We start from the raw sequence: 26,262 nt of genomic DNA, 5'->3' as shown, positions 1-26,262 counted from the left end.
ACGGGCCGGCCCGGCGCCGGGAGACCCGGCGCGGACCGGCCCGCGAGGCCGTCCGGTCAGTCGGTGACGGTCACCGTGACGGTACGGGGCGGCTGCTGGTACTGCCCCCGGTTGTCCATGCCGCGGATCGTCACCGTGTACGTGCCGGCCGGGATCACCGGCGACGTGTACGCGAAGTTCGACCCCGGCGAGCCCGGGCTGGTGAGGAACGTGCCGATCCACGGCCAGCTGGTCGGCGCGCCCGCCCGGCCGAACGTGCCGGCCGAGTTCATGCCCTGTCCGGCGCTGTTGCCGATCTGCACCTCGACCTTCTGCATCCCGCCGTCGTCCACGGCCCGGCCGGTGATCACGATCCGGCCACCGGTGTACGCCTGACCCTCGACCGGCGTGATGCTCGGCTCCAGCGTCGGGTCGGTGTCACCCGGGTAGACCAGGTAGCGGGCGGTGGCGCCGCTGGTCGAGTTGTCCTGCTGACCGGCGGTGTCCACGGCCCACGCCTCCACGCTGTACGTGCCGCGGGTGGGCAGGTCGATCGAGAGCGTGAACGCGGTGCTGGTCGCGCCGGACGCGGCGAGCGTCGCGTCGACTGTGGCGAACGCGGCGGCCATGGTGCCGTTGGGCTGCACGTACCGGCCGGTGTCCAGGTCACGCAGCGCGATCCGGACCGCCCGCACGCCCTTGTCGTCGGTCGCCGTGCCGGTCAGGTCCAGGTGCAGCTGGTCGACGTCCTGGTTGGTGCCGGTGAAGCTGAGCAGCCCGTTCGGGAAGGCGTCGCCGGGCACCTGGGCGGTGACTGTGAGCCGGCCCATGTTGGTGCTGGACGTGGTCAGGCCGAGCTTGTCGGTCGCCCGTACCCGGAAGTCGTAGACGCCCGGGGTGAGCGGCACCGTGGTGAACGACCAGTCGAACGTCGCGGCGTCGAGGTTGGTCGGGGAGATCCGGTGGTAGCCGGCGACCGAGTCGGCGCCCCACGTACCGTCGCTGGCGAGCGCCTCGCGGGTGGTGTTGTTGCGCAGGTAGATCTCGACCGACTTCAGGGCGTCGTCGTCGCTCGCCGTACCGGCGAACGTGACAGCGCCACCGGGCGCGACGGTGAACGGCGCCGGGTTGCCCGGCGGGGTCATCGCCACCGGCGAGGTGATCGCCACTGTCGGCGGTACGCCGTTGGCCGAGACGGTCCAGTCGCGGGTGTCGCCACGCAGGTCGCTCTGCCCGGTCGTGTCGACGGCGGTGGCGGTCATCTTCCACTGTCCCTCGACCGGCAGCGTGACCTCGTACTGCCAGGTGGTGGACGTCGCGCCGATCACGTCCGGCTCGCCGCGGAAGGTGTTGTAGACGGCGGCGACGGTGCCGTCGTCCTGGAGGTACCGGTTGTCGGGCGTGCGGAACGAGTAGATGAGCGAGTTGACGCCCTTGTCGTCGGTGGCGGTGCCGGAGGCCACGAACGTCTGCGTGGCGAGCAGGCCGGCCGACGGCGAGCTGATCCGGGTCGACGGCGGCAGGTCGTCGAAGCGGAACGTCTCGATCTTCTTGACCGCCTTGGTGGTGTCGCCGGCCCCCTTGCGGTCGAACGTCTTCGCCTGCAACTGGTAGACGCCGGCCGGCAGCGTCACCGGCAGGCTCCACGTGGTGGAGGTGGCGTTCGGCGCGGCGACAGTCGTGTTGATCGCCTTGAACGCGCCCCAGGTGGTCAGGTCGGCCTGGAGGTACTTGCCGCTGTTGCGGTCCTGGATCTCCAGCTGGACCCGCGCCACGCCGGCCGGGGCGAGCGCCTGGCCGCTGATCGTGAACGACTCGCCGGCCGGCTTCACCGCGCCCTCGATCGGCGTCGTGACGGTGGTGTCCAGCGCCGCGGGCGCGGGCTGCTTGGAGAGGTCGAAGAAGGCGACCCGGCCGGTGGTCTTGCCGCCCTTGACGTTGCCGTCGCCGCCGACGAGCAGGCCGCGCGAGGTGGCGAGCATCGCCTTCTCGCCCTCGTACGAGTTGGAGCCGGGGTTCCACTCCAGCGCGGTGCCGGTGAGCGGGTCCAGCGCGCCGAGGTGGTCGCGGCGGACCACCTGGTCGCCGAGGCCGTAGCCGCTGAGCCCCTGGCCGGTGCCGTATCCGACGTTGTCCAGGCCGGGCCACGGCACGTTCGACGTGGGCGACTCCTGCCAGCTGAAGTGGCCGCCGACGTAGACGGCGGTGTCGGTGATCGCGACCGAGTAGATGCTGTCGAAGTGCCGGGAGATCCAGAGCGGCTCGACGTTGTCGTTTCCGGTCAGCGGGTACGCGATGGCGGTGTCGTTGATCGGCGGCCGGTCGCCGCCGGAGCCGCTGGTGACCACGAAGTACGAGTCGTCCGGTGCGATGTCACCGGCGAAGACGCGCTGGATGCCGCCGACGAAGGAGAGGTTGTCCTCCCACAGCCGGGTGCGCCACGGCAGCAGCGCCTTGGTGGCCGTACCGATGAGCGCCACGCCGTAGCGGTCCTGGCCGGCGATCTGGCGGCCGGTGTGCACGACCAGCAGCTTGCTGCGGTCGTGGGTGAGCTTGAGCTGCTGCACGGTGAGCATGCCGCCGACGCCGATGCCGCCGGTGACCGGCAGGTTGAAGCCGGTGTCGACGGCGCCGGTGGTGGGGTTGAGCGCGGCCAGGCCGCTGCGGCTGACGCCGTTGACGGTGGCGAACTGGCCGCCGACGTAGACGGCGTTGGCGCTGACGGCCAGCGCGGTGGCCCGCGCGTTCGCGGTGGCGGTGAACGCGGCGACCGGCGCGCCGGTGGTCGGGTTCAGCCGGGCGATCTTGCGCTTGGTGACGCCGTTGACGGTGTTGAACGCGCCGGCGATGTAGAGCGACTTGCCGTCCGGCGACGCCTCCACCGCGGCGACCGCGCCGTCGATGACCGGCTTGAACCCGGTGTCCACCTTGCCGGTGTCGAGGTTGTACGACGCCAGGGACCGCTGCGTGATCGCGGACCCGCCGACGTTCGCGATCGAGGTGAACGTGCCGGCGATGAAGACGCGGTTGCCGATCACTTCGATGTCGACGATCTCGCCGTTGGTGATCCGCGGCGTGTCGGTGCGGGGGGTGGTCGGCATCAGCCGGGTGTCCCCGGGGGTGACCAGCGCACGGGTCGCCGTGGTGCGCGCGGCGCCGAGTGCGGCGCTGCTTCCCGTCGCCTGTGCGCCGGTGTGGCCGGCCACGCCGGCGTCCCGCACGGTGACGGTGGCGGCGAGCGCCGGCACTCCCGCCACCACGACCGCGCCGGCGACGACGACCGTCACCGCGCGAAGCCAAACTCGCATCGAGACAACTCTCCCTGTCCGCCGGGACGGCCCCCTCGGGTGATTCCCGAGTCCCCTCCGTCCGCGTGCCGGACGCCACCGTAGGAGGCAAAGACTTCTCGCGATACGTGCCGCACCGGTAATCGACCGGTCGCCATCAATTCCGGCCACACCGGCAGGGCGCCTCCACCGATCGGGTCACCGGCTGTCACCGTCCGGCCGTGCGCGCCGTCCGGTCCGCAACGTGCGGCCTTGCACAGCGGACCCAGGGGTGGGTCAGTCGCCCCGTACCCGGGGGTGGCGGTGGTCGGTCAACCGCAGGCCGACGCCGCGTACCGCCGCGATGGTGACGCCGGTGCCCAGTTCGTCGAGCTTACGGCGCAACCGCTTGACCAGGGACTGCACGTCGGCCCGGCCGTGCGTCGGCGCGTCGTGCCAGACCGCGTGGTGCAGCTCGGCGTAGCTCCACACCCGTACCGGCTCGACGGTCAGGCAGGTCAGCAGGTCGCGTTCCAGCCGGGTCAGGGCGGTCTCCCGGTTGCCCCACCGGGCGGTCGACCGGGCCGCGTCGATCACCAGCGCGCCGTCCGGTGCGGGCTTGTCCCGGGGTACGGGCGCAGCCGGCGCGACGGCCGGGGCAGGTGCGTGCGCCGAGGCCGGCGCATCCGTGATCAACTCGCGCAGCTCGTCCAGATCGGCGACCATCAGAAGGGGCGCGACGCCGTCCAGCAGCTCGGTCAGCCGCAGCCGTTCGGCCGGGGACGACGTCACCCCGATGACGAGCGAGAAGGGGCGCTCCGACGGGTCGGTGCCGGAGTTCGCCGCGTTCGTGCCGTCAGTCGTCACCGCGCCCCACCGTGACAAAAACTGTCAACAGGCCGCCCGATCCGGGGGCCTGTTGGTGACATGTTGCTCACGTACGGTCATTGATCGTTCCTTGCTGTCGATCATAGTGTCCACTCAGGCGTCCGGCGCAGACCCGCACGGCGCCTAGGGGGCCTGGGGGGTTCTTTTCACACCGGTGTAGCAGTCGGGAGAGCACGTCTCCTGGCCCTTCTGCCATGGCTCGATCATCAGCGGGTCATCGGAGGAGGAGGCAGCACCGATGCTGAGACGTCCACACAGATGGGGCCCGGCCCGGCGGCTGGTGAGCGCGGGCGCCGCCCTGGTGCTCGCCGCCACCGCGCTGACCGCGACCGGCACTGCGGCACAGGCCGAGACGGGCGCGGGCGCGGCGGCCGGCGACAAGATCCGTCCCGAGCTCACCCGCCAGCTCCAGGGCAAGAGCGAGGGCGACTTCTGGATCCACTTCGGCGCCAAGGCGGACCTGAGCAAGGCCGCCTCGATCAAGGACTGGAACGAGCGCGGCGCCGCCGTCGCGGCGGCGCTGAAGAAGACAGCCGCCGACAGCCAGTCGAAGATCCGCGCCGAGCTGGACCGCTCGGGCACGAAGTACCAGACCTTCTGGGCGACGAACGCCATCAAGGTCACCGACGGCTCGCTGACCATGGCGCAGAACTTCGCCGCCCACTCCGAGGTGGACGGCCTGTACGCGCCGGTGGAGTACAAGCTGCCGGAGACCACCCCCGGCACCGACGAGAAGTCGGCGAACGCCCTGGAGTGGGGCATCGCCAACATCAACGCCGACGACGTCTGGTCCCAGTACGGCGTCAAGGGCGCCGGGATCACGGTGGCGAGCATCGACAGCGGCGTCCAGTTCAACCACCCGGCGCTGGTGAACGCCTACCGGGGCAACAACGGTGACGGCACCTTCGACCACGACTACAACTGGTTCGACGCCGCAGGCGAGTGCGCCACCGCGCCGTGCGACTCCGACGGCCACGGCACGCACACCATGGGCACCATGGCCGGCGCCGACGGGGCCAACCAGATCGGTGTCGCCCCCGAGGTCAAGTGGATCGCCGCGAACGGGTGCTGCCCGTCCGACGCCGCGCTGATCTCCTCCGGCCAGTGGATGCTGGAGCCCACCGACCTCAACGGGCAGAACCCGGACGCCAGCAAGCGGCCGAACATCATCAACAACTCGTGGGGCACCACGGCGCCGTCGAACGAGCCGTTCATGGAGGACGTCACGAACGCGTGGACCGCCTCCGGCATCTTCGGCGTCTGGTCCAACGGCAACAACGGCCCGTCCTGCCAGACCAGCGGCTCACCGGGCAGCCTGGCGAGCAACTACTCGGCCGGCGCGTACGACGTCAACAACAACATCGCCAGCTTCTCGTCCCGGGGTACCGGGCAGAACGGCGAGATCAAGCCGAACATCTCGGCGCCTGGTGTGAACGTGCGCTCCAGCGTGCCGACCAACTCGTACGCCAGCATCAGCGGCACCTCGATGGCGGCGCCGCACCTGGCCGGCGCGATCGCGCTGCTCTGGTCGGCGGCGCCCACGCTGGTCGGCGACATCACGGCGACCCGCGCGCTGCTCAACGACACGGCGATCGACAAGGGCGACTCGCAGTGCGGCGGCACCACCGACGACAACAACGTCTACGGTGAGGGCCGCCTGGACGCGCTCGCGCTGCTCGCCGCCGCCCCCATCGGCGACAACGGCACGCTGGCCGGCAAGGTCACCGACGCCGCCACCGGGGCCGGGATCGCCGGCGCGACTGTCACCCTGTCCGGGGCGGCCGATCGCACGCTGACCACCGGCGCGGACGGGACGTACTCCTCGCTCCTGCCGGCCGGCGACTACCAGGTGGTCGTCTCGGCGTTCGGGTACGCGACCCGCACCCTGTCGGCGACGATCACCGCGAACACGACGACCACGCTCGACGTGGCGCTCACCGCGGTAGCGAGCGTCACGGTCAGCGGGCAGGTCACCGACGGGTCCGGGCACGGCTGGCCGCTGTACGCGAAGGTGAGCGTCGAGGGCACGCCGATCTCCGACTACACGACGCCGACGACCGGCCGCTACAGCCTGTCGCTGCCGTCCGGGGCGACGTACCGGCTCAAGGTCGAGCCGCAGTACGCCGGCTACCTGACCACCACCAAGGAGGTCACCGTCGGCACGGGCAACGTGACCGCCAACATCGCGGTGCAGGCGAACCCGGAGGCGTGCACCACCGCCCCCGGCTACACCGTCAGCTCCGACGGCGAGTACGAGACGTTCGACGGCACCGGTGTCCCGGACGGCTGGACCGTGGTGGACAACGCCGGCACCGGCCAGGTCTGGGAGTTCACCGACGCCGGTGAGCGCGGCAACCTGACCGGCGGCAGCGGCAACTTCGCCATCATCGACAGCGACAACTACGGCAGCGGCGGGCGGCAGGACACGTCGCTGGTCAGCCCGGTGGTCGACCTGACCGGCGTGACCGCGCCGGTGATCCGGTTCAACCAGGACTACAACTGGCTCAACAGCGACCGCGCGGACGTGGACCTGAGCCTGGACGGCGGCACCACGTGGAGCAACGTGCTCCGGCAGGCGGCCGACGTCCGCGGCCCGCGGGTGACCGAGGTGCCGATCCCGCAGGCGGCCGGCCAGTCGCAGGTGCAGGTGCGCTTCCACTACTACGAGGCGAGCTGGGAATGGTGGTGGCAGGTCGACAACGTCCTCATCGGCAGCAAGCTCGTCTGCAAGCCGGTCAAGGGCGGCCTGGTGCTCGGCCACGTCCGCGACAAGAACGACAACAGCTACGTCAACGGTGCCACGGTGACCAGCAAGGACCGCCCGGCGGAGAAGGCCACCACAGTCGCCACGCCGGACGACACCGAGCTGCCCGACGGCTTCTACTGGATGTTCTCGTCGCTGACCGGGACGCACCCGTTCACCGCCAGTGCCGGCAACTACGTGAGCCAGACCAAGCAGGTGGCGGTCGAGGAGGACTGGGCCACAGCGGCCAACTTCCAGCTCGCCGCCGGCCGGCTGTCGGTGAAGCCGACCTCGATCACCGGCACGGTCCGGATGCCCAGCGGGAAGGTCAGCAAGACGTTCACCGTCACGAACACCGGCGGGGCCCCGGTCACCGCCGAGTTCAGTGAGCGCGACGGCGGGTTCGTACTGCAACGGGCCGACGGCTCCCGGCTGTCCGAGCAGGCGCTGCTCGGCTCCACCGGCGCACCGGTCCAGCGGCTGACCGCCGCCACGTCGTTCGCGGCCCGCTCGTCGGGCAAGTCGTCGAACGCGATCGCCGCCGCCGCACCGCAGGCGGACCCCTGGACCACCATCCCGGGCTACCCGGCGAACGTCATGGACAACCGGGTCGTCAACGTCGACGGCACCGTCTACTCCATCGCCGGTGGCGACGGCACCGCGTCGAGCGCCAAGAACTACCGGTACGACCCGATCACCCAGGCGTGGACCGGCATCGCCGACCTGCCCGGCGCACGTAACGCCATGACGGTCGGCGTGCTCGACGGCAAGATCATCGCCACCGGTGGCTGGGGTGCCGCCGGACCGGACGCCGCCACCTTCTCGTACGACCCGACGGCGAACACCTGGACCCGGAAGGCCGACAACCCGGCGCCGCGCGCGGCGGCCGGCCAGGCGGTCGCGGGCGGCAAGCTGTACGCGATCGGCGGCTGCACCACAGCGAGCTGCACGCCGATGGCCAACTCGGTGGTCCGGTACGACCCGGGCGCCGACGCCTGGGAGACGCTGCCGGCGTACCCGAAGTCGGTGGCGTTCCTGTCCTGCGGCGGGATCGACGGCACCGTCTACTGCACCGGCGGTAACGACGGCACCACGTCGCAGAAGGTCGGTTACGCCTTCGACCCGGCCGCAGGCGCCTGGACCGCCATCCCGGACGCGCCGGCCGACAGCTGGGCCTCCTCGTACGCGGTGGCGAACGGCAAGCTGCTGGTCGTCGGCGGGTCGCAGGGCGGCGCCATCACCAACGCCGGCTTCGCGTTCGACCCGGCGACCAACTCGTGGGCCAACCTGCCCAACGCCAACGCCCCCCGCTACCGGGGTGGCGCGGCCTGCGGGTTCTACAAGATCGGTGGTTCGTCGGGCGGCTTCACGGCCACCAAGGACAGCGAGGTCCTGCCCGGCTTCGGCGAGTGCGCCGAGGGCGCGGCCGACGTGAGCTGGCTGACCGTCGACAAGTCGAAGGTCACGCTGGCACCGGGTGAGAAGGTCACCGTCACGGTCGGTATGGCCGCGAACGTCGACCAGCCCGGCACGTACTCGGCCTCCGTGGCGATCAAGGAGAACACCCCGTACACGGTGGAGCCGGTGGCGGTGACGATGATCGCGCAGCCGCCGACCACCTGGGGCAAGCTGTCCGGCACGGTCTCCGGCAAGAGCTGCCAGGGCGCCACCGCGCCGCTGGCGGGCGTGACCGTGCAGGTCGACTCCTGGGCGAACTCGTACACCTTCACCACCGACGCCCAGGGCCGGTACGCCTACTGGATGGACCGGCGCAACAACCCGCTGACGCTGATCGTCGCGAAGGACGGCTGGAAGCCCCAGACGCGCCAGACGAGGATCAACAGCAGCACGCCCACGGTTGAGGACTTCACCCTCTCCCCCACCCGCTGCTGACCCCAGCGGCTGACGAGGACGGCCCGCCCGGCACACCCGCCGGGCGGGCCGCCCCCTTTCCCCGGCGATCTTGCACTCGCGGCCCCGGCAAGGCAGACGAAAGCCCCACCCGAGGGGCCGTAACTGCAAGATCAACGGCGAGGGCGGGAGGGGTCAGGGGTTACGGGGTGAGGCGGAAGCCTACGCCTCGGACGGCGTGGATCATGGCGGGGGCGTCCAGGCGGCCCAGCTTGCGGCGGAGGCGGCGTACCACGGAGTGCATGTCCGAGCCCCGCCCGAGGTGGTCGTTGCCCCAGACGGCGCGGTGCAGCCGTGCGTACGTCCACACCTGGCCGGGCGTACCGGTGAGGCAGACGAGCAGGTCGTGCTCCAGCGGCGTCAACCCGATCTCCCGCTCCCGCCAGCGCAGCACCCGCCGGTCGGAGTCGACGGCCAGTTCCCGCCCGGGTGGCTCGGCCGGCGCCTCGTCACTCGCGGGCGGGTGCGGCGCCGGGGCCAGCGCGGGCCGGCGTACCAGGTCGAGGAAGCGGCGGGCCTGATGGGCGCTGGACACGATCAGGAACGACTCGGTGCCGCCGAGCAGTTGGGCGAGCTGCCGGCGCTCGGCCGACGAGGACGCGATGCCGATGACCAAGGACGGGAGCCCTGTCATCCGTTCCCACCTTTCCGGCAGGCCGAACCACAACGCCGGGCGGCCGCCAGGCACGACGATGCGGAGGCACCTGGCTTGCGGAGTTCGACCCGAGGGGTGCGGGAGCTGCGGTTTCGTGAGGCTTCGGGGTGAACTACCGGGATCATATAGCCGAGCACCGATGATTGGTATAGCAGTTAACGTCGATGTAACTGCCAGCAACAAGGTGTTCGAGGCAAGTTGCGCCGGCGCACGCGTACCGATGAGAGCCGGGGCGTACGGCGGTCCAATGCGTGTGATCACCCACATGCTCTGCCTGGCCGACGGGACGCCGACCCGCGCGGACATCGCGGCCCGCTGCGCCGAACTGGCCGAGGCGCTGCGCGGCCGCGACCGGGGCGTGGTGGTGTGCGACGTGTCCGCGGTGACCGCGCCCGACCTGGTCACGGTCGAGGTGCTGGCACGGATCCGCCTGACCGCGCGGCGGTTCGGCTGGCGGCTGGAGGTACGCGGCGCGGGCGACGACCTACGCGAGCTCGCCGGCCTGCTCGGGCTGGCCGGTGCCCTCCTCGAGCCGGTCCGGCAGCCCGAACAGCGGGAACAGGCGCTCGACGTCGAGGAAGTTGTTGAGCGACGTGATCCGGCCACCGGAGACGCCGATCACGATCAGCGCCCAGGGCACGTGGCCTGAGCCGTCGGGGTCGCGCCGGTAGTGCCCGAACGCCGGCATCCCGTTGGCGGCGGTCGGCAGCAGGCGGGAGCCGCGGCAGCCGCTGCCGGTGCCGGCCATCCACGCCGCGATGTGCTCGGGACCGCGCAGCCACAGCGGCAGCGGCGGCATCGACAGCGTCGCGTCCTCGTGCAGCAGCGCCGTGAGCGCCGCCAGGTCGTACGCCTCGAAGGCCCGCACGTAACGGGCGAGCAGCGCCTGCTGCTCGCTGTCGAGCGGCCGGCGCACCTCGGCCTCGGTGTCGGTTGAGGCGAGCGTGGCGCGCGCCCGTTGCAGCGCGCTGTTGACGCTCGCCACCGACGTGTCGAGCAGGTCGGCGACCTCCTGGGCCGACCAGGCCAGCACCTCGCGCAGGATCAGCACGGCCCGCTGCTTCGGCGGCAGGTGCTGCAACGCCGCGACGAATGCCAGCCGGACCGACTCCCGGCCGGCGACCACCTCGGCCGGATCGGCGACCTCGGGCAGCACCCGGTCGTCGGGCGCCGGGCCGAGCCAGATCTGCTCCGGGCGCGGCTCGCCGGGGTGGGTGGCGGTGCCGACGCCGGCCGGACCGAGGTCCATCGGCCGGATCCGGCGCTGCGCGCTGGTGGACATGGTGAGGCAGACGTTCGTCGCGATCCGGTAGAGCCAGGTCCGCAGCGCGGACCGCCCCTCGAACTTGTCGAAATTACGCCAGGCCCGGACGAACGTGTCCTGCACCGCGTCCTCGGCCTCGAAGGCCGAACCCAGCATCCGGTAGCAGTAGCCGGTCAGCTCCGACCGGTACGCCTCGAGTTGCGCCTCGACGGGGACGCTCGCCACCTCGCTCACCCCGCCGAAACTAGCCCACATGCTGCGTCAATGCGAGCACGTTCGAGCCCGCACCGATGAGTCGGTGCCGCCCGGCCGGTCTGACAGCCGTCAGGTCACCACGTCCGAGGAGCACCGATGACCACAGCGCAGCGCGACGAGACCCACGCCCCGGGGCGGTACGCCGACGTCAACGGCGTCCACCTCTACCACGAGACGCACGGCGAGGGCCGGCCGATGATCCTGCTGCACGGCGGCCTCTGCTCGGGCGAGATGTTCGCCCCGATCCTGCCCGCGCTCACCGCGAGGCACCGGGTGATCCTGGTGGACCTCCAGGGGCACGGCCGCACCGCCGACGTGGACCGGCCGCTCGACATGGCGCTGATGGCCGACGACGTGGCCGCGCTGATCGACCACCTCGGGCTGGACCGGCCGGACGTGGTCGGCTTCTCCCTCGGCGGCGGTGTCGCCCTGCACACCGGTTTCCGGCACCCGGAGAAGGTCGGCCGCCTGGTCGCCGCGTCCGCGCACATCCGCCGCGACGCCGTCTACCCGGAGCTGCTGGCGCAGCAGGGCCAGGTCGGCGCCGCGGCGGCCGAGTACATGAAGGACACCCCGATGTACGAGCTGTACCAGCGGGTCGCGCCCCGTCCGGAGGACTTCCCCCGGCTGCTCGACAAGATCGGTGAGGCGATGCGGAAGGACTTCGACCTCACCGAGCAGGTCCGTGCCCTGCGGGTGCCGACGCTCGTGGTGGCCGCCGACGCCGACATGGCCCCGCCGAGTCACTTCGTCGAGGTGTTCGGGCTGCTCGACGGCGGCCGACGCGACGGCGGCTGGACGGGCGAGGGCCGCCCGGCGGGCGGGCACGCGCTGGCGATCCTGCCCGGCCTGACCCACTACGACATCGACCAGTCGCCGCTGTTCGCCGCGGTCACCCTGGACTTCCTCGACCGGGGCCGCTGACCCGCGCGCGTGTGCCGCGTCCCGTGCCGGGGTACCGCTTGCACAGGAGCACCGGTGAGGAGGACGAGATGACCGACCCCAGGTACGCACCGATCGGGCTGGCCGCCGCCGGACGGCTGGTCCCCGACGACGGACAGACCGACGGCGGTGAGGTCGTCGGCGCCGACGACGCGGCTGCCGACGCCGCCCGGGCCGGCGCCGACGTGGACCTGTCCCGGGCCGACCGGGACAGCGACGGCACCCCGGTGGGCGCCGCCGACGCCGAGGCCGACCGCCGCCGCGCGGCCGGCGAGTGACGCTCTCCGCCCCGCCACCCGTGCGACGGTGGCGGGGCGGAGCCGTCCTCAGCCGTCGACCGGCAGCTCCACGTCGGGCAGGTGTCCGAGCGCCCGGATCGCGGTGACCGCCGCGTACCCGTCGGCCAGCCAGGCGATGTCGGTGCCGGGGACCGCGCGGACCGCGTTCGCCTCCACAGCCGTACGCACGAACCCCTCACCACGCTCGGCGACGGACACCTGCACCTGACCGAACGGCGCGAGTGTCGCCTGGCGCAGCCCGGCCACCTGATCGGCCGGCCGGTCCGGCACGTTGAGGTTGAGCACGGTGCCCGGATCCGCCCCGGCCAGCCACGGCAGCAGCGTCGCGGCCAGCCCGGCGGCTGCCGACCAGTGGCGGGACTCGTCGTCCACGCTGTCCAGCACCGCGATCGCCGCGCCACCGCTGCCGGCGCTCGCCGCCGCCGCGGTGAGCACGTCGAGCGACACGGCGAGCGCGCGGATGCCGTTGTTGCCGGCGGTCAGCGCCGCGCCGACGGTGCCGGAGTGCAGGACCGCGTGGCCCGCGTTGGCGCCCCGGTTGATGCCGGACAGCAGCAGGTCCGGCACCGGCCCGAACACACCCAGGCCGGCCAGCACCGCGATGTACGCCGGGGAGGCCGCCACCGCGTACGCGGGCACACCCGGCAGCCCGTCCAGCTCGGTCTCGCGGAACACCAGCCGCCCGTCGTCGGTCACCGCCGACAGCGCCGCGCTCATCCCGCTCGCCTCGGCCTCCGGCGCCGCGACCACCACGTCCATCCCGCGTTCGTACGCCGACCGGGCCAGCGCGCGGATGCCGGGGGCGTGCACACCGTCGTCGTTGGTCACCAGCACCCGGGGCGGCCGGTCAGCCGTCATCGTCGCCACCGTCCAGCGGGGTCAGCCGCACCCGGCCGGCCAGTTCGCGTACCGCCTCGGCCCGGCCCGTGCCCAGCCCGTGCCGGGTCACGTTCAGCGCGCCCGCGGCGGCGCCGATGTGCAGCGCCTCCCGCATGTCCCCGCCCCGGGCCAGCACCGCGGCGACCCCGGCGGTCATCGAGTCACCGGCGCCCCGGTGGTCGGCCAGCTCCAGCGGCGGGGCGTGCACCAGCAGCGGCTCACCGTCCTCCGGCAGCGCCAGCGCGGGCTCCCCCGCGCGGCTGATCAGCACCGTCCGCGCGCCCCGCTCCTGGCACCGGCGGCCGGCGTCGCGCAGCGCCTCGACGCTGTCGTCCTTGGCCAGGCCGTCGTCGAGTAGCTCCTCGTGGCTGACCTTCAGCACGCTCACGCCGCCGTCGAGCACCGCCTCCAGGTACGGCCCGGACAGGTCGGCCACCACCTTGCCGCCGTTGGCGCCCAGGTCGGCGGCGAGCCGGCGGTAGATGTCCGGGTCCACCACCTGCGGGTCGGCCGGCCCGCTGAGCACGCTCACCGGCGCGCGCAGCCCTTCGGTGAGCGTCACCGTGTACAGCTCGTCGATGTCGTGCCGCACCATCGGCGCCCCCGGGTGCTCGGCGATCTCGGTCCGCTCGCCGTCGCGCCGGTCGTGCACGTACCAGCCGGTGCCGGGCTCCCGCCGCACCGTCCGGACCGTGACGTCCTCGTCGTCGAGCAGCTTGCGGACCGCGTCGCCCACCTCGCCGCCGAGACCCACGCACATGGTCACCGGTACGCCGAGCGCCGCGATCATCCGGGTCTGCCACACCCCCTGCCCGCCGGGGTGCAGGTGCAGCTCGGGTACGTCGCCCTGCTGCTCGATCGTCACCGTCAACAGCGGGGCCGGGGCGAACACCATCACCTTCTGCTCCATCCGCCAGTGTTGCCCGCTGACCGGCCCCGGTAATCCCCCAGGTCAGCGCGTACGCGCGGCGGTGCGCCGACGCCGCAGGTACGGCAGCGCGAACAGGTAGAGGCCGCTGATCAGGAGCAGGGCGAGCGGGAGCAGCGGCACGTAGGAGACCCACACGATCGGGTCCTTCTGGGCCAGCGCCACGAAGGTGATCACGACGGTCACGGTGAAGGCGACGGAGAACCAGCGGTGCAGCTGACGGATGCGCGTGTCCATGGACGGTGACCTCTCGCCGGTGGCCTCCCCGGCGGGGAGGCCCGTGCCGGAAACGCTAGGTCCGGGCGCCCGCCCGAGGCTTCTCGATTCCTGACCGGTCCACGGGACGGTTTGCCCGGCAGCCCTACCCTGCCGACAACAGCAGCCGATGCCACGGGGGCAGGCATGCAGATCATCGAACACAGCGTCCTCGGCACCCGGTCCGCCGTGCTCCGTCTACGCCGTCCCGGCAGCCGGTTGGAGTTCCTGGTGTTCCCGATGCTCCACGTGGCGAGCCCGGCGTTCTACGCGGCGGTCACGAAGCGGCTCCGGGAATGCGACCTGCTCGTCGTCGAGGGCGTCAGCGGCCGGTCCGCGGTCGGCTCGGCGTTGACACTCACCTACCGGGCCATGCCGGCCAACCGGCGCTCCGGCCTGGTGACAGACCCCATCCCGTACGCGTCTCTCGGCGTCGAGGTGCTCAACCCGGACGTGTCGGCGGCGGAGTTCGCCCAGGGCTGGCGGGCGATGCCGCTGCGGTACCGCCTCCAGATGTGGCTGGTGATCCCGTTCGTGATGGTAATGCAGTTCTTCGGCGGCACCCGGCGGCTGCTCTCGCCCGAGATCGAGATGAGCGACCTGCCGTCGGCCACCGACGAGCGGTACGCCGACCACGAGTTCACCGAGCACGCCGAGCGCGCGTTCGGCGGCGAACGCGACGAGCGGCTGCTCGCCGCGTTGTCCGAGCTGGTCCGTGCCCGGTCGGCGGAACGCATCGACGTGGCTGTCGTGTACGGCGCCGGGCACGTGCCGGCGATCGTGCGCGGGCTCTTCGAGCTGCACGGATACCGTCCACGCGCCGCCGAATGGCTGACCGTCCTGGAGCGGTGAACAGAGCGCTCAGGCGGCGTCGGAGCGCCGGATGAACCCGGCAACGGCGAGCGCGCTGATCGTGGTCGCCACGGCCGCGGCGAGCACCAGAAGGGTGGTCTCCACCTGCACCGTACGCATGTATTCGCCGCCCTCGGCGGTGGCCGACGCGTAGCGCACGGCTGCCAGCGGGTTGAGCAGCACCGCGGCGATACCGGCGGTCCACGCCCTCGCCGGAAGCCGCTCGTCGTCGGGGCGGACGGTCCGCCGGACGGCCCACCGGCCGAGAGCCGCGAACGTGACGAGCAGCGTGACCGGCAGCAGCCAGAGCACGGCGGGCAGCAGGTCACGCAGGGGCACCACGGCGTCGAGCAGCTCCACCAGGAAACCGGAGCCGTCGTGGGTCACCAGGCCGATCCGGTGGCTGTAGGCGGCGAGCGCGACAAGCGTGCAGCCGATGTGGACGGCGATCAGGGCGACGAGGGCGAACAGTGCGGCGCGGCGGGCGGACACCGGGCCGAGGTTACCGCCCGCCGAGCCCCGACGGTGGACCGTCGCGCGCCGGGGCGGTCAGACGCCCAGGGCCAGGTCGGCCACCTCGGCGGCGCAGCCCCAGGACAGCGTCACCCCGGCGCCGCCGTGCCCGTACGCGTGCACCAGCCGCACGTCCGCCGCGTCCACCTCCACCCGGGGGCCGCCGTGCCGGGCCGGCCGCAGCCCGATCCGCTCCCCCAGCACCGGCGCGTCCGCGAGCTGCGGCACCAGCGCCACGCACCGGCGCCGGATCGCCGCCGCCTCCTCCGGGTCGGGGCGGGTGTGTCCCACCCCGGCCTCGTAGGTGCCGCCGAGCACCACGTCGTGGCGGCGCGGATGCACGTACGTGACGCCCGCCGGGTCGTCCTCGTCGCGTACCGAGACGGTCAGGCCCGGGTTCGCCACCAGCAGGACGTGCCCGCGCGCCGGGTACACGGCCGGGTCGGCGGCGAGCCGGCCGGCGGCCAGGCCGGTCGCGTTCACCACGACCGGGGCGACCTCGTACGCCTCGGCGAGCGTGCCCAGCGCGCGGCCGACGATCCGGCCGCCGCCCGCCTCCAGGCGCTGCCGGAGCCAGGCGAGGTACGGGGTCATCTCCACCGACGGGGCGGTGAACCGCAGCAGCGCGGTGTACGGCGGCTCCGCCGGCTCGGCCGTCAGGTCGCCGCAGGCGTCGGCCCACCAGGGCGGCCCGGCGTAGCGGTGGCGCAACCACATCCGGGTGGGCCGGTCGACCACTCCCGGCACCCCGTCGGCCGCCTGGCGGCGCAGCTCGGCGTGGGTGTCCCGGGCCCAGCGCAGCACCCGGGGATCCTCCTCGGTGTGGCTCGGGTACCAGACCGCGGCGGCCACCGTCGACACCGTGTCGGCCGGGTCGTGGGCGGTCAGGACGGTGACGTGTGCGCCCCGCCGCTGGAGCGTGAGCGCGGTCGTCATCCCGATCACCCCGCCGCCGACCACCACCACGTCCGCCTTCGTCATGACGCCCATGATGGCGCAGGCCCTGGACGCACGACCGGAGCGGGCGGGCCGCCCAGGGAGGCGACCCGCCCGGCGGGCGTCAGCCCTTCTGGCCGACCCGGTCCACGACGGCGACGGACAGCACCGCGGACGTGCCCGCCTCCCCACCCACGCCGAGGAACGCGTACGTCCGCGGGTCGAACACCAGCACCATCAGAGCTGGACTGCGCCCCGGGGAGGGCCAGCTGACGCCCACACCGGAGCGGCCCGCGCCGTCGGTGGCCTTCTCCACCACCTCCAGGCCCGGCGTCGCGGCGGCGGCCTCGAAGAGCGCGGCCCGCGAGCGCGGCCTCAGGTACGAGTCGCCGAGCAGGGACAGCACGTCCTTGGCGGCGGCGTTGACGTCACCGGGCTCGCCGCTGCGGTGCTTGTCCAGGTAGGCGCGCATCGCTGTGGCGTCGGTGGGCACGGCCGGGTCGTAGGCCGGGCTCGGCACGCACGGTTCGGTGCCCGGCAGGAGCTGCCCGCCCTTGTACATCTTCGCGCGGCCGTCCCGGCAGCCGGGGAGCACGAACTCCTGGCGGCCGCCCGCCGGGTGCTCGACGACCAGGCCGTCCCTCGTCCCGTCCACCGACGCCCAGCTCTCCCGCAGCTGCGGACCGTCCTGCATCCGGGTGTAGACGAACTGGTCGGGCCGGGGCTCGACGTCCGGCAGCCGCAACGCCGCCGCCGCCGCGTCGCGCAGCACCTGCCGGGCGTCGGCCCGGGCGGCGGGCGCGCTGCCGCCGATCCGGTCCGGCGCCAGCACCAGCACCGCGGCCAGCGACGCCGCCACCGACGCCGTCGCGACGCCGGTGAGGACCAGCCGCCAGGCCGGCCGTCGTGCCCGCCGAACCGGCGCGGCCTCCGTCGTGGTCATCGCGCCGACCAGCCGGGTACGCGCGGCGCCGAGTCGTTCGTCCGCCGGCAGCTCGGTCTCGTCGCCGAGCCGCTGGAGCAGTCTCATCTCATCCATTACTCAGTACCTCCTCGATGGTGTCGGCCGGTTCGCCGCCGAGCCGTTCCCGCAGCAGCCGGCGCGCCCGGTTCAGCCGCGACCGCACGGTGCCGACCGGGATGCCCAGCGCGGCGGCGACCTCCTCGTACGTCAGGTCCTCCCAGGCGACGAGCAGCAGCACGTCGCGGTCGCCGTCGGCGAGCCCGGCCAGCGCGTCCAGCAGGTGCCGGCGCAGCGACCGCGCGGTCACCTCGGCGGCTACCCGGTCGGCGGGGGACGCCTCGGACGTCGCCGGGTGGTACGCCTGCCGCAGCCGGTACTCCCGTTCCTCGGTGCGCCGCTGCTGGGCGACGAGGTTGGTGGCGATCCCGTACAGCCAGGGGCGGGCGTTCGGGCAGCCGGTGTCGAACCGGTCCCGGCGCCGGAACGCGGCGAGGAACGTCTCCGCGACCAGGTCGTCGGCTGCCGCGGAGCCGAGGCGACGCGCCAGGTAGCGGTGGATGTGCGGCGCGTGCCGGTCGAAGATCGCGGCGAAGGTCTCCGGTTCCCGTACGGACCGGGCGACGACCTCGGCGTCGGTGAGCGCGCCGACGTCGGCATCCGTCGCCCGTCTCAGTCTTCTCATGCGCGGCCTCTCGGCGAGTGGGGACGTGTCACCTGTTGTCCGCTGCTCGCGTCCGGACGGTTCACGCCCGTGACGGTAGGCCGGTCGGACGGTCCGTCGTGGACCGCGCGGTCGTACGGGGCGGAATCGCTTTGTCCCTCTCGGTTACGCTCGTGGCGTTTGGCCTTGGGGAGGGCTCATGAGTGCGGATCCTTCGATGAGCGGCGACTTCACCCGCATGCTCGACGCGACGATGGCGGCACTTCGGACGGTGGGTCCGCCGCCGGAGGGTGAGGCGGAGACGCCCGCGGTGGGCGAGGCCGCCGACGGGCAGGTACGCGCCGAGATGGGCCGGGACGGCCGGCTCCACTCGCTGCACGTCGAGCCGCGGCTGATGCGGCTCGGCTCCGAGGAGCTGACCGCGCACATCGTCACCGCCGTCAACGCGGCGATCGACGGGCTGCGGACCGGCCCGGCTCCGCAGGTCGCGGACATGTCGCAGTTGCGGGAGCAGTTGCAGGAGGTACGGGACACGGCCGTACCCCGGCTCGGGTCGTTCCTCGACGCGCTCACCGAGGCGCAGGAACGGCTGGCGCGCGGCGGGCAGCGATGAGCGGCGGCGGCTTCGAGGTGCACCCGCCGCTGATCCGGGCCGCCGGGCGCGGCGTCACCGACGTGGCCAAGCGGTTCACCGGCGAGCTGGAGGCGTTCGAGGCGCGGATGCAGGGCTACGGCGAGCCGTGGGGCGCCGACGACATCGGGTCGCTCATCGGCATCGCGTACACCGAGGTGGCGAACTACATCTTCGACTGCCTCGGCATGGCCGCCGACGAGTTCACCTCCGCGGGCGCCGACATCGCGGGGATGGCCGACTCGTACGAGCGGGTCGACGAGGACGGCGCGGGCACCATGCGCTCGCTGGCCGGCGGGCTGGGGTGAACCGTGGGACTGCAACTACCCGGTGAGCTGGTCACCGCGCTCGGCTGGATCGGCTACACCTGGCCGGCCGCCGACGAGGAGAAGCTCTTCGAGATGGGCCAGGCGTGGCTGGAGTTCGGCGGCCGGATCGGGGCGGCGGCCGGCGAGGCGGACGCGGCCGCCGCGCAGGTGTGGACGCAGAACGTCGGCCCGGCGATCGCGGCGTTCCAGAAGTGGTGGGGCGGCGAGCAGAACGGGCCGCTCGTGCTGCACGACAGCATGCCCGCGGCGATGCTGCTGGGCGCCGGGCTGATCATCTGCGCGGCGATCGTGCTGGCGCTGAAGATCGCGGTGATCGTGCAGCTCGCCATCCTCGCGTTCCAGGTCGCCCAGGCGATCGCCACCGCCGTGGTCACGTTCGGCGCCTCGCTGGCCGAGATCCCGATCTTCCAGATCATCACCCGGGAGATCGTCGGCGCGCTCATCGACCAGGTCATCGGGAGACTGCTCGATGCCTAGCCCGAGGCGCGGCCGGGGCGCCGCCGCGAAACCGGCCGCCGGCAAGATCGTCCGCAAGGCGGTCGAGAAGCTGGAGAAGCCGATCGTCCGGGTCACCGGACCGAACCGGAGCCTGCCCACGAGGGTGGTCCGGGTGGAGCGCCGCGACTTCCACGCCACCGCCCAGTTCCGGCGCAAGATGGCCGCGCTGAAGAAGCTCAGCGACGAGGGCAAGCTCTACAAGGCCACCAACCCGGTGCAGCGCGACAAGAGCATCACCGACGGCTACAAGGACCGGATCCGGCAGAAGATCTGGGACAAGTACTGGCCGCACGACAAGGACCTCGCCAACCGGCTCAGTCAACGGCTCAGCGACTACCATCCCGACCACGTGTGGGAACTGCAGCTCGGCGGGCCGGACACCGTCGACAACCTCAAGCTGCTGCATGGTAGAACCAACACGGACATCGGCTCCCAGATCTGGGGGCAGATCCAGAATCTGCCGGACGGAACCCCGATCCGAATAGAGGTAGTGGATTGACTTCCGATCTCGCGCAGCTTCTCGACGAACTCCGCGCCGACCTGGCCGCGGACGAGCCGGCGAGTCTCGCGTACGCGCAGATCGGCGCGCCCGCCGACGCCGGTGACGTGCCGGCGGAGCTGCCGGCCGGCCTGCGTGATCTGCTGCTCGCCGCCGACGGCCTGCGGGCCGGGGCGTTCGAGCTGGCCTCGGCCGGCCGGCTCGCCGGGGTGCAGTACTTCCTCGACTACGCGCCCGACTTCTCCCCCATCCCGCAGGACAAGACCGGCTGGCTGGTCGTCGGCACGCGCAGCGACGAGCCGATCTTCCTGGAGCGGGCGACCGGCGCGGTGTGGTACTTCCCGCCGACCGGCACCGAGTGGTTCATGGGCGACGCGTTCGAGGAGCTGGCGCCCGACCTCGACTCGTTCGTGCACTACTACGTGCTCGGCCCCGGCTACGCCGAGCTGGTCACCGACGACGACGCGTGGTACGCGTTCCTCGACCGGCAGGGCCTGCTCGACGACGCGGACGAGGTCGACGAGGACGAGGCGCAGCCGTGACCGTGACCCGGGAGCAGCTCACCGCGCTGTGGGGTGAGCGGGGCGTCATCTACTTCCCCGACCAGCGCTTCGACGCGATCCTCGGGCCGCTCGGGCCGGAGGTGTTCCCGCCCGACGGTGCGCTGCCGGTCGAGGTGCCGATCCTGTTCACGGTCGACGTCTCGGTCCCCGACGTCGAGCTGTTCTCCACGCTGTCGATCGAGCTGGGCGACCAGGGCCCCCGCCCGTACGTCGTGCTCGGCGCCTCACCGGAGGACCCGGCGCTGCTGTTCTGCCTGGACGCGGGCACCGGCGCGGTGATCCTGCTCGACCTGGAGACGCCGAACCTGGAGACGGTGAACAGCACGTTCGCCGCGTTCGTGGAATTCCTCTACCGGCTCGGGCAGCTCATCGCCACCGACCCGGGCGGGCGGGAACGGGCCGCCCGGGCGGCGGCGATCCGCGACGACCTGCGCCCGGTCGACCCGGTGGCGTTCGCGGAGCCGGAGTCGTGGTGGAACATGGCCTTCGACGAGCTGGAGTCGACCGCCTGACGTCAACCGGCCGCCGGCGCGGGCACCGCCGGTGCGGCGCGGTCCGCGCCGGTCAGCCCGGCGACGAGCAGCAGGTACGCGGCCAGCTCCACCACCGCCGCGAGGGCCGTCATCGGTTGCGGCATCGCGGTCGTGGGTGTGATGGCGTACCAGGCGAACAGGGCGGTGCCGTCGGCCGAGACCGGCAGGCGCACGGCCTCGATGGCCGCGTCGAGCAGCGGCAACGCGAGCACCGCCAGCAGTGCCGCCCCGGTCGCGGCGAGCCGCCGGCCCCGTCCGGCCAGCAGCGCGGCGAGCGCCAGCGCGGCGAGTGCGAGCGCCAGCGGCGGCAGCACCGCGAGGACGAGCGCGGGCACGACGTCGGCTTGGTCGTACCCCGGGCTGTCCACCCGGGTCAGCGTGGTGCGGGTGCGGGTCTCCACGACCCGGGTACCGGCGGCGACGGCGACGCCGATGTCGGTGACCCGGACGGCCGCGTACCCGACGACGGGAGCGGCGGCGACCGCCGCGGCGATCAGGTGCCGCCGCCGGCCACGACCCCGGTACGCGAGCAGCAGCACCGCCACCGCGACAAGCGCCGCCCAGCTCCCGGCGAGCGCCGCGTCGAAGCCGGCCGTCCGGTCGACGGCGCTGTCGTCGCTGCCGTACACCGTCCAGCCGACGTCCCCGGCGCCCGGCTCGGCCGGCATGGTGCGGACCGCGTCCACGATCAGCGGTACGAGCGCCGCCGGCACCGCCCAGCGCGGCGCCGGCAGTCCGGCGGCGACGGCGTACGCGAGTAGCAGCGCCAGGCTCAGCACCTCCGCGCCGCGCCAGAGCGGTGCGGCCGTCAGGACGCCGACGACGTGGGCGACTGCGCACACCGCCGCCGCGAGGATCAGCAGCAGCGGGGCGCGACGCACGCGGCGGATCCTTTCACGACACACCGGCCCGCCGCGGCCCCGTGGTCGTCAGCTGCCGGCCGGCACCTGGTCCTTGACGTCGTCGTAGCCGACAGTGCCCGGCGCCGGGGCCGGGGTGTAGATCACCCGGATCACGCCGGTCGGGTACGCCTCGGTCGCGGCCACCCGCAGGTGGTACGGCGCGTCGCCCTCGTCGAACAGCCGGCGGCCCTTGCGGGCGGCGACCGGGTGCACCAGCAGCCGCAGCTCGTCCACCAGGCCCGCGGCGAGCAGTTGCTGCACCACCGAGATCGAGCCGGGGATGAGGAGGCCCTTGATGCCGGCGTCGGCCTTGAGCGCCCGTACGGCGTCCACCAGGTCGCCCTGGATCAGCTCCGAGTTGCGCCAGGAGAACTCCAGCGGCTGGCGGGACACGACGACCTTGCGCATGTCGCCGAGCTGCTTGGCGAACGGCGCGTCCTCACCGCCGGCGGCCTCGCGGTCCGGCCAGGCGCCGGCGAAGCTGTCGTACGTCTCCCGGCCGATCAGCAGCACGTCGGAGGTGTCGTAGTCCTCGGTGACGGCGCGGCCCATGTTCTCGTCGAAGTACGGGAAGTGCCAGTCGGGGTCGATCTCGGCGACACCGTCGGCCGAGATGAACAGCGTGGAGATGACAGTGGCCATCGCGGTGCTCCCTACCTGTCTGTCTGGGGATGTCGACGGGTGGACCGCCGAGGCTTCGCGAACTCATCGCACCCGCTGTCGATTCTGCGGCCGAAACCCGATGGCCGGTCGCGGCGCGCCGCCGGTACGGTGCCACGACCGTGGCAGAAGGGGTACGTGATGACGGAGACGACGACGCTGTGGCGCCCGACCGGCCCACGGGAGCTCGACCTCGTCCGCGCCTCCGGCTGGCGGGCCTGGCCGCCGCGGCTGCCGGACCAGCCGATCTTCTACCCGGTGCTCAACGAGCAGTACGCCGTCATGATCGCCCGGGACTGGAACGTGCCGGCGTCCGGCGCCGGCTACGTGACGCGCTTCCACGTCGAGCGCGCGTTCGCCGCCCGCTACCCGGTCCGGCAGGTGGGTGGCCGGGACATCCTGGAGCTGTGGGTGCCGGCCGAGGAGCTCGACGAGTTCAACCGGCACCTCGTCGGGCCGATCGAGGTGGTCCACGAGTTCCGGGCGGAGAACCGGCCGGCCTGACCGGCGCCGGGCGGGCGGTCGTACCCGCCCGGCGCCGCGGTCCACGGGTCAGCCCGGGGTGAGCAGGCAGAACTCGTTGCCCTCCGGGTCGACGAGCACCCGCCAGTGGATGTCGGCCCCACCCAGGTCGGCGGCGGTGGCGCCGAGCGCCAGCAGCCGGGCCTCCTCGGCGTCCAGGTCGTCGCCCGGGTAGGGGCGGACGTCGAGGTGGACGCGGTTCCAGCCGGTCTTCGCGTCGGTGCTGCGAGCGAACCGCAGGTACGGCCCGACGCCCTTGGCGGAGCGCAGCACGGCCTGCTGGTCGGTCACCTCGTGCACGGTCCAGTCGGTGGCCCGGCTCCAGAAGCCGGCCATGGCCCGGGGATCGGCGCAGTCGACCACCACCTCGGCGATCGGCCCGGTGTCCGCGTGCCGCGGGTTCGGCTCCCGTACGCAGAACTCGTTGCCCTCCGGGTCGGCCAGGACCGTCCACGGCACGTCGCCCTGACCCACGTCGGCGGGCGTGGCACCGAGCGCGGTCAGGCGCGCGACCATCTCCGCGTGGTGCGCGGCCGAGGTGGTCGCGAGGTCGACGTGGACGCGGTTCTTCGCCGTCTTCGGTTCGGCGGAGACGACGAGGTCGACGTAGAGGAAGCGGGGGTCCGGGTAGGTGAAGCCCTCGGGTTCGAGGTTCGTCACGCCGGGGGCCTCGCTGGAGATCTCCCAGCCGAGCACCTTCGCCCAGAAGCCGCCGAGCGCCACCTCGTCGTGGGCCTTCATGTTGATCTGCACGAGCCGCGTTGCCATGGCCGCGATGCTAGGGCCTGGGCCGTGCCGGCGTGGTCCCGGCAGGTGATCAGGAATCGAGAAGCGCACCGTGACCGCCGCGCCATAGCGTTGTCCTCGGGCGGTCGGCACCACGCGGACCGCGAGTCACGAGGGGGGATCGAGATGTCCGACGGATTCAGCGCCGAGGAACGCGCCGCGATGAAGGAGCGCGCGGCCGAGCTGCGCGCCGAGGGCAAGAAGGGCGCCAAGAAGGCCGACGACCTCCAGGCCGTGCTCGACCGGATCGCGCAGATGGCGCCGGAGGACCGCGAGCTGGCCGAGCGCGTGCACATGACGATCACCTCCGCCGCGCCGGAGCTGGCGCCGAAGACCTGGTACGGCATGCCCGCGTACGCCAACGCGGCCGGCAAGATCGTCGTGTTCTTCCAGGATGCGGGGAAGTTCAAGTACCGCTACTCGACGCTGGGCTTCCAGGAGGCGGCGAACCTCGACGACGGCGACATGTGGCCGGCGTCGTTCGCGCTGGTGAAGTGGAGCCCGGAGGTGGAGAAGAAGATCACCGAGCTGGTGCGGGCCGCCGTGTCCTGACCGTGCCGCCGGACCGGCGGCCCCGTCAGGCGGCGGGCGCCGGGCCGAGGGCGAGCGCCGCGGCGTCGCGGGCGCAGCCCCAGGACAGCATCACGCCGTTGCCCGCGTGGCCGTAGTTGTGCACGACGAGCGCGTCACCACGCCGCTCGGCCTCCACGCGCGGCACCGCCCGGCCGGGACGCAGCCCGACGCGGTGTTCGAGGACCTCGGCGGCGGCCAGGGCGGGTTCGATCGCGACGCACCGGGCGAGGACGTCGGCCTCCTCGGCCGGATCGGGGGTGGTGTCGTCGCTGCGCCGCTGGCCGCCGCCGAGCACCACGTGGTCGCCGTGCGGGAAGATCGACGCCCATGTCGGCGCCATCGGCGCCTCGATGAAGAACCGGTCCAGGCCGGGGTTGCGCACCACGATCCGAGGGCCGCGCACCGGGTGCAGGCCGATGTCGCCGGGCGGGGACAGATTCGGGCCGACCATCGCCCCGGCCAGCGCCGACGTCGTGTGTGCGGGCGGCGCCGCGGTGCGGACGAGCACCCGGGCGCCGCTCTCGACCAGCCGGATGCCGGTGCTGAGCCCGCTCACCCCCGCTCCGAGGACGACGACGTCCGGACGTGCGGCCATGGCGGCTCCATCCACTCGACGGTCGCGGCGGTCCGCCCATTCTGCACCCCCGGGTGGCGCGCCGCCGTCGCTAGCGCTGCCAGGAGTCGAGGCCGCGGACCGCGGACCGGGCGACGTCGTCGGCCAGGCCGGGGTCGTTGCTGGTGCCCTCCCAGCCCTGGTCGTGCACGACCGTGACCGCGTCGGCGACCCGGATCACGAGGATCTGGCTGGTGGTCCGGCCCTCGGCCGGGCTGCCGTCCAGGCTGGTCGCCGGCCGGCTCACCGTCACCAGCAGGGCCTCGTCCCCGGTTCCGGCCATCGGCTCGGACCGGACGGTGACGGTGCCGCCCGAGGCCTGGAACGACCGGCAGTCCGCGACCGCGCCGCGTACCCGGCGCAGGTAGTCGGCCGCGCCGGTGCCCTCGAAGGCGAAGACGGTCTGGTGCAGCGTGCCGTAGGGGACGTTCTCCGGCGGGTCCTTGGGCTGCTTGTAGGCGCTCCTCATGGCGGCGCTCGCGGTGACCGACCGCCCGCCGCTGCGGAACTCCTGGTCGCACAATCCGGGCAGCGCGTCGGTGACCTCCATCGGCTGCGCGTCGGTCTTGCGCAGCTCCGGCGGCAGATCGGCGAAGGCTGACGTCGGAATCGTGACGCGTCCGCCGGACGAGGCCGACGGCGACGGCGTCGCGGTCGTCGAGCCGGCGGCCGGCGGCGAGGTGGTCCCCGCGGCGCCACCGTCGTTCGCGCCGCCGTCGCCACACGCGCCGGCCAGCAGCGCGGTGACGAGCAGGGGTGCGCCAAGCATCCGTCTACGGCGACTCGGTGTCCTCACGTCGACCTCCGTCCCGGGCCCGTCCCGACGAATTCCCGATGCGGCGTCACCCGAAACAGCACCGCCACTCCCCCAACGCCCGGCCCCGCTGCCGGGTTCCGGCCGGTCCACCCACAAGGGTGCGGCGACTCTGCAAACAGGTGCTTGCACAAATGATTGTTTGCGAT

General features: G+C 72.9%; 28 protein-coding genes and 1 pseudogene. 13 read left to right on the top strand and 16 right to left on the bottom strand.

The genetic code is table 11. The features are described 5' to 3' along the window. Positions 1-56: 56 nt before the first annotated feature. Both FB455_RS06170 and FB455_RS06165 read right to left on the bottom strand, forming a co-directional pair. Positions 57-3,287, bottom strand: coding sequence for an Ig-like domain-containing protein (locus FB455_RS06170; RefSeq protein ID WP_013285209.1), 3,231 nt, complete (start codon positions 3,285-3,287; stop codon positions 57-59). A 255-nt stretch (positions 3,288-3,542) separates the two neighbouring features. Beyond that, positions 3,543-4,112: a winged helix-turn-helix domain-containing protein gene (locus FB455_RS06165; protein ID WP_013285208.1), complete on the bottom strand. Its 570-nt coding sequence runs from the start codon at positions 4,110-4,112 to the stop codon at positions 3,543-3,545. 259 nt (positions 4,113-4,371) lie between these two features. Here FB455_RS06165 and FB455_RS06160 point away from each other — a divergent pair, with 259 nt between their 5' ends. Beyond that, a complete protein-coding gene (locus tag FB455_RS06160; protein ID WP_145752611.1) occupies positions 4,372-8,769 on the top strand; it encodes a S8 family serine peptidase in 4,398 nt (1,465 codons plus the stop codon). 160 nt (positions 8,770-8,929) lie between these two features. Here the strand turns inward: FB455_RS06160 and FB455_RS06155 are convergent, their stop codons facing one another. Then, positions 8,930-9,421 carry a winged helix-turn-helix domain-containing protein gene (locus FB455_RS06155; RefSeq protein ID WP_013285206.1) on the bottom strand — a complete coding sequence of 164 codons (492 nt, stop codon included), beginning with the start codon at positions 9,419-9,421 and terminating at the stop codon, positions 8,930-8,932. On the opposite strand from FB455_RS06155, the pseudogene FB455_RS34695 reads away from it, so the two are divergent. Next, positions 9,390-9,896: pseudogene (locus tag FB455_RS34695) on the top strand (hypothetical protein); the annotation flags it as partial. The gene FB455_RS06155 and the pseudogene FB455_RS34695 sit on opposite strands and share 32 nt — an antisense overlap. A gap of 30 nt (positions 9,897-9,926) precedes the next feature. Here the strand turns inward: FB455_RS34695 and FB455_RS06145 are convergent. Next, positions 9,927-10,961, bottom strand: coding sequence for a sigma-70 family RNA polymerase sigma factor (locus FB455_RS06145; RefSeq protein ID WP_145752608.1), 1,035 nt, complete (start codon positions 10,959-10,961; stop codon positions 9,927-9,929). 96 nt (positions 10,962-11,057) lie between these two features. Between FB455_RS06145 and FB455_RS06140 the strand changes: the two genes are divergently transcribed. Both FB455_RS06140 and FB455_RS06135 read left to right on the top strand, forming a co-directional pair. Then, positions 11,058-11,885: an alpha/beta fold hydrolase gene (locus FB455_RS06140; RefSeq protein ID WP_013285204.1), complete on the top strand. Its 828-nt coding sequence runs from the start codon at positions 11,058-11,060 to the stop codon at positions 11,883-11,885. Positions 11,886-11,953: 68 nt separating this feature from the next. Continuing rightward, positions 11,954-12,181 carry a hypothetical protein gene (locus tag FB455_RS06135; protein ID WP_013474689.1) on the top strand — a complete coding sequence of 76 codons (228 nt, stop codon included), beginning with the start codon at positions 11,954-11,956 and terminating at the stop codon, positions 12,179-12,181. Between the two features lie 48 nt (positions 12,182-12,229). Here the strand turns inward: FB455_RS06135 and surE are convergent, their stop codons facing one another. The 3 genes from surE to FB455_RS06120 are packed head-to-tail and all read right to left on the bottom strand — an operon-like array spanning position 12,230 to position 14,246. Then, positions 12,230-13,060: a 5'/3'-nucleotidase SurE gene (surE, locus tag FB455_RS06130; RefSeq protein WP_145752606.1), complete on the bottom strand. Its 831-nt coding sequence runs from the start codon at positions 13,058-13,060 to the stop codon at positions 12,230-12,232. Continuing rightward, positions 13,050-13,991 (bottom strand): 1-phosphofructokinase family hexose kinase, encoded by a 942-nt coding sequence (locus FB455_RS06125; protein WP_486481510.1) that lies wholly within the window; start codon positions 13,989-13,991, stop codon positions 13,050-13,052. Before FB455_RS06125 ends, surE begins: the two co-directional genes overlap by 11 nt. A 42-nt stretch (positions 13,992-14,033) precedes the next feature. Next, positions 14,034-14,246 carry a hypothetical protein gene (locus FB455_RS06120; protein WP_013285200.1) on the bottom strand — a complete coding sequence of 71 codons (213 nt, stop codon included), beginning with the start codon at positions 14,244-14,246 and terminating at the stop codon, positions 14,034-14,036. 165 nt (positions 14,247-14,411) lie between these two features. On the opposite strand from FB455_RS06120, the gene FB455_RS06115 reads away from it, so the two are divergent. Continuing rightward, complete coding sequence (locus tag FB455_RS06115; protein ID WP_030270787.1) at positions 14,412-15,116, top strand: hypothetical protein; 705 nt, start codon at positions 14,412-14,414, stop codon at positions 15,114-15,116. Positions 15,117-15,125: 9 nt separating this feature from the next. Here the strand turns inward: FB455_RS06115 and FB455_RS06110 are convergent, their stop codons facing one another. The 4 genes from FB455_RS06110 to FB455_RS06095 all read right to left on the bottom strand — a co-directional run bounded on the left by FB455_RS06110 (position 15,126) and on the right by FB455_RS06095 (position 18,211). After that, complete coding sequence (locus FB455_RS06110) at positions 15,126-15,608, bottom strand: hypothetical protein (RefSeq protein WP_030270789.1); 483 nt, start codon at positions 15,606-15,608, stop codon at positions 15,126-15,128. Positions 15,609-15,665: 57 nt separating this feature from the next. Next, positions 15,666-16,619, bottom strand: a complete 954-nt coding sequence (locus tag FB455_RS06105) for an FAD-dependent oxidoreductase (protein WP_030270790.1) — start codon at positions 16,617-16,619, stop codon at positions 15,666-15,668. A gap of 70 nt (positions 16,620-16,689) precedes the next feature. Further along, the gene (locus tag FB455_RS06100; protein ID WP_013285196.1) at positions 16,690-17,604 is read right to left on the bottom strand and encodes a CU044_5270 family protein; all 915 of its coding nucleotides are present in this window, start codon (positions 17,602-17,604) and stop codon (positions 16,690-16,692) included. Beyond that, entirely contained in the window at positions 17,597-18,211 is a 615-nt protein-coding gene (locus FB455_RS06095) for an RNA polymerase sigma factor (protein WP_145752603.1), read from the bottom strand. Before FB455_RS06095 ends, FB455_RS06100 begins: the two co-directional genes overlap by 8 nt. Positions 18,212-18,389: 178 nt before the next feature. Between FB455_RS06095 and FB455_RS06090 the strand changes: the two genes are divergently transcribed. Genes FB455_RS06090 through FB455_RS06065 form a run of 6 tightly spaced genes read left to right on the top strand, consistent with a single transcriptional unit; the run spans position 18,390 to position 21,222 of the window. Continuing rightward, entirely contained in the window at positions 18,390-18,803 is a 414-nt protein-coding gene (locus FB455_RS06090) for a YbaB/EbfC family nucleoid-associated protein (protein WP_145752601.1), read from the top strand. Continuing rightward, on the top strand, positions 18,800-19,129 hold the full coding sequence (locus FB455_RS06085; RefSeq protein ID WP_013474680.1) for a hypothetical protein: 330 nt from the start codon (positions 18,800-18,802) through the stop codon (positions 19,127-19,129). Before FB455_RS06090 ends, FB455_RS06085 begins: the two co-directional genes overlap by 4 nt. A 3-nt stretch (positions 19,130-19,132) precedes the next feature. Continuing rightward, on the top strand, positions 19,133-19,627 hold the full coding sequence (locus FB455_RS06080; protein ID WP_013285192.1) for a WXG100-like domain-containing protein: 495 nt from the start codon (positions 19,133-19,135) through the stop codon (positions 19,625-19,627). Further along, positions 19,620-20,147, top strand: a complete 528-nt coding sequence (locus FB455_RS06075; RefSeq protein WP_123109573.1) for an endonuclease — start codon at positions 19,620-19,622, stop codon at positions 20,145-20,147. The genes FB455_RS06080 and FB455_RS06075 overlap by 8 nt, the downstream gene beginning before the upstream one ends. Next, positions 20,144-20,689, top strand: a complete 546-nt coding sequence (locus FB455_RS06070; protein WP_145752599.1) for an SUKH-4 family immunity protein — start codon at positions 20,144-20,146, stop codon at positions 20,687-20,689. The genes FB455_RS06075 and FB455_RS06070 overlap by 4 nt, the downstream gene beginning before the upstream one ends. Continuing rightward, positions 20,686-21,222: an SUKH-4 family immunity protein gene (locus FB455_RS06065; RefSeq protein WP_013285189.1), complete on the top strand. Its 537-nt coding sequence runs from the start codon at positions 20,686-20,688 to the stop codon at positions 21,220-21,222. The genes FB455_RS06070 and FB455_RS06065 overlap by 4 nt, the downstream gene beginning before the upstream one ends. A 2-nt stretch (positions 21,223-21,224) precedes the next feature. Here FB455_RS06065 and FB455_RS06060 read toward each other — a convergent pair whose 3' ends face one another. Together FB455_RS06060 and FB455_RS06055 are read right to left on the bottom strand one after the other, a co-directional pair. Then, on the bottom strand, positions 21,225-22,124 hold the full coding sequence (locus tag FB455_RS06060) for a hypothetical protein (RefSeq protein ID WP_013285188.1): 900 nt from the start codon (positions 22,122-22,124) through the stop codon (positions 21,225-21,227). 48 nt (positions 22,125-22,172) lie between these two features. Next, a complete protein-coding gene (locus FB455_RS06055; RefSeq protein ID WP_013285187.1) occupies positions 22,173-22,787 on the bottom strand; it encodes a dihydrofolate reductase family protein in 615 nt (204 codons plus the stop codon). 159 nt (positions 22,788-22,946) lie between these two features. Between FB455_RS06055 and FB455_RS06050 the strand changes: the two genes are divergently transcribed. Then, positions 22,947-23,309 (top strand): hypothetical protein, encoded by a 363-nt coding sequence (locus tag FB455_RS06050; protein WP_013285186.1) that lies wholly within the window; start codon positions 22,947-22,949, stop codon positions 23,307-23,309. A 48-nt stretch (positions 23,310-23,357) separates the two neighbouring features. On the opposite strand, the gene FB455_RS06045 is transcribed toward FB455_RS06050, so the two are convergent. Then, positions 23,358-24,095 carry a VOC family protein gene (locus tag FB455_RS06045; RefSeq protein WP_030270799.1) on the bottom strand — a complete coding sequence of 246 codons (738 nt, stop codon included), beginning with the start codon at positions 24,093-24,095 and terminating at the stop codon, positions 23,358-23,360. Between the two features lie 144 nt (positions 24,096-24,239). On the opposite strand from FB455_RS06045, the gene FB455_RS06040 reads away from it, so the two are divergent. Further along, positions 24,240-24,665: an iron chaperone gene (locus tag FB455_RS06040; protein ID WP_013474672.1), complete on the top strand. Its 426-nt coding sequence runs from the start codon at positions 24,240-24,242 to the stop codon at positions 24,663-24,665. A gap of 25 nt (positions 24,666-24,690) precedes the next feature. Here FB455_RS06040 and FB455_RS06035 read toward each other — a convergent pair whose 3' ends face one another. Further along, a complete protein-coding gene (locus tag FB455_RS06035; protein WP_030270801.1) occupies positions 24,691-25,281 on the bottom strand; it encodes an FAD-dependent oxidoreductase in 591 nt (196 codons plus the stop codon). A gap of 70 nt (positions 25,282-25,351) precedes the next feature. Then, the gene (locus tag FB455_RS06030; protein WP_030270804.1) at positions 25,352-26,068 is read right to left on the bottom strand and encodes a hypothetical protein; all 717 of its coding nucleotides are present in this window, start codon (positions 26,066-26,068) and stop codon (positions 25,352-25,354) included. Positions 26,069-26,262: the final 194 nt, after the last annotated feature.

This window comes from Micromonospora sp. CNZ296 (assembly GCF_007827635.1).
The sequence above is the reverse complement of the archived record's forward strand: the minus strand, read 5'-3'. Positions and strand labels throughout refer to the sequence as shown.